The sequence below is a fragment of the Pararhizobium sp. genome (genome assembly GCF_035497515.1).
GTDB lineage: Bacteria > Pseudomonadota > Alphaproteobacteria > Rhizobiales > Rhizobiaceae > Pararhizobium.
The window spans coordinates 1-2,123 of record NZ_DATJDJ010000132.1 but is presented as its reverse complement, the minus strand read 5'-3'; the positions used below and the strand labels follow the sequence as shown (position 1 = coordinate 2,123).

The window sequence follows — 2,123 nt, the reverse complement described above, 5'->3', positions numbered from 1 at the left end:
GAGCGCCGCGCTGCATGATGCCGACCCGATCGCAAAAATGCCGTACGACGTTCAGGTCATGCGAGATGAAGAGGTAGGTCAGGCCCCGTTCCGCCTGCAGGCGCGACAGGAGATTGAGAATCTGCGCCTGGACGGAAACGTCGAGAGCGGACACCGGCTCGTCCAGAACGACGATCTTGGGTTCAAGGATCAGGGCACGGGCAATACCGACCCGCTGGGATTGCCCGCCGCTGAGTTCGTGGGGGTAGCGCGCGGCATAGGCTGAGCCCAACGCCACCTGATCGAGAATATCCCGTGCCGCTCGCAGGCGCGAGGATGCAGTTCCAAGGCCATGAAACCGAAGGCAATCGGCCAGGGTCTCGCCAATGGTCAGGCGTGGATTCAGCGAGGCGAGAGGATCCTGGAAGACGATCTGGATCTTTCGGCGAAAGTCACGCAAGGCGCTTGCCGACAGATCGTGGATCGGTGTGCCGTCGATCAGAACCTCGCCGCTGGTCTTCTCGACCAGGCGCATGATGAGCCTTGCCGTCGTCGACTTTCCCGATCCACTTTCGCCGACAAGACCGTAGCTCTCGCCCTTGAGGATGGACAGACTGACATTGTCGACCGCGCGAAAGCCGCTTTCGCCTCTTCTTCCGCGGTCATAAACCTTGGAAACGTGGCGGACGTCGATGATCGGCTGCACACCGGTCACTGCTCCACCTTGCAATATTGATCGCCCGCAAGCTCGGCGAGCTGGCCGCGCGGCGCCGTGCGCAGGTCGGAAGCGGCATTGATCAGTGCGCGCGTGTAGGGCTGTCTGGGAGCCCGCAAAACCTGGTCGGCCCTTCCATACTCGACCATCTGCCCCCTTCTCATGACGAGCACCCGGTCGGCCATTGCGGAAACAACGCCCAGATCGTGGGTAATCAGAAGCAGGCCCCTTCCCTGCTGCCTGGTAACGGCGTCCAGCAGCTTGAGCACCTGCAACTGGATCGTAACGTCGAGGGCGGTGGTCGGTTCGTCGGCGATGATCAGGTCCGGTTCACACGCGACGGCGGCGGCGATGAGAACGCGCTGTCGCATTCCGCCACTCATCTGATGGGGGAACTGCAGAGCCCTGCGTCCAGGCTCCGGAATGCCGCATAAGGCCAGCAATTCCACGCTGCGTTCATGGGCTGCCTTCCTCCCCAGCCCCTTGTGGAGACGCAGGCCCTCGGAGATCTGCTCGCCGGCCGGAAAACTGGGGTTCAAGGACGTCATGGGATCCTGGAAGACCATGCCGATCCGGGATCCGCGAACCTGCTTCGACAGTTGCCGCTCGCTCAGCGAGTTGATGGACTCCCCGCGCAGGGAAATGCCTTCCGACGTGACAATTCCCGGCGGATCCACCAGCCCCATCACGGCGCGGCTCATCACGCTTTTCCCGGAGCCTGACTCCCCGACAACGCAGAGAACTTCGCCGGGGAAAATCTCGAATGACAAGTCCTTTACCGCAGTCACAGTGCGTTGAGCGTTGTGAAACTCGACGGAGAGCCGGCTTACTGACAGCAATACGGATGCGTCGGTCATCGGCTTATTCCACGCGGATCGAGCAGGCGGCGCAGTCCATCGCCGATCAGGCTGAAGGCCACCGCGACGATCACAATCGCAAGGCCGGGAAAAATCGTCACATGGGGAGCGCGGCGCAGAACCGTCCGGCCTTCGGCTACCATCGAGCCCCAATCGGCGTCGGGCGGCTGTATTCCGAGACCCAGGAAGTTCAGGCCCGCGCCGAGAACGATCATCATTCCCACGATTGCCGTCGTATAGGAAAGGACGGTGGGCAGCATGTTCGGCATGGCATAGCGCAGCAGCAAGAGCAGCGTAGGCGCACCGCTCGCTCTTGCGGCTTCGATATAGGGCTGGCTGATAACCACACCGGCCGTGGTTCGACACAGCTTGGTGAGATAGGGAATTTCAGCGACGAAGATCGCGACCATGATTGTCAACAAGCCGGGGGACAGGATGCCGGAGACGATGATGGCGACCAGCACGATCGGAAAGGCGAACAGCACGTCGAGGCATCTCATCAGGATTTCATCGACGATGCCTCCGACATTGGCACTTGCCAGCCCGATGACGATCGCCACCACCATGGCGGC

At 61.7% G+C, this 2,123-nt stretch carries 3 protein-coding genes; all 3 read right to left on the bottom strand.

The window, feature by feature from the left end; translation table 11 throughout:
* Nucleotides 1-694 (bottom strand): dipeptide/oligopeptide/nickel ABC transporter ATP-binding protein (locus VL202_RS13885; RefSeq protein WP_325464702.1); only part of this gene is annotated, 694 nt, incomplete at its 3' end.
* Nucleotides 691-1,551 carry an ABC transporter ATP-binding protein gene (locus VL202_RS13880; protein WP_325464701.1) on the bottom strand — a complete coding sequence of 287 codons (861 nt, stop codon included), beginning with the start codon at nucleotides 1,549-1,551 and terminating at the stop codon, nucleotides 691-693. The genes VL202_RS13880 and VL202_RS13885, both read right to left, overlap by 4 nt.
* A partial coding sequence (locus tag VL202_RS13875) for an ABC transporter permease (protein WP_325464700.1) occupies nucleotides 1,548-2,123 on the bottom strand: 576 nt, incomplete at its 5' end. The genes VL202_RS13880 and VL202_RS13875, both read right to left, overlap by 4 nt.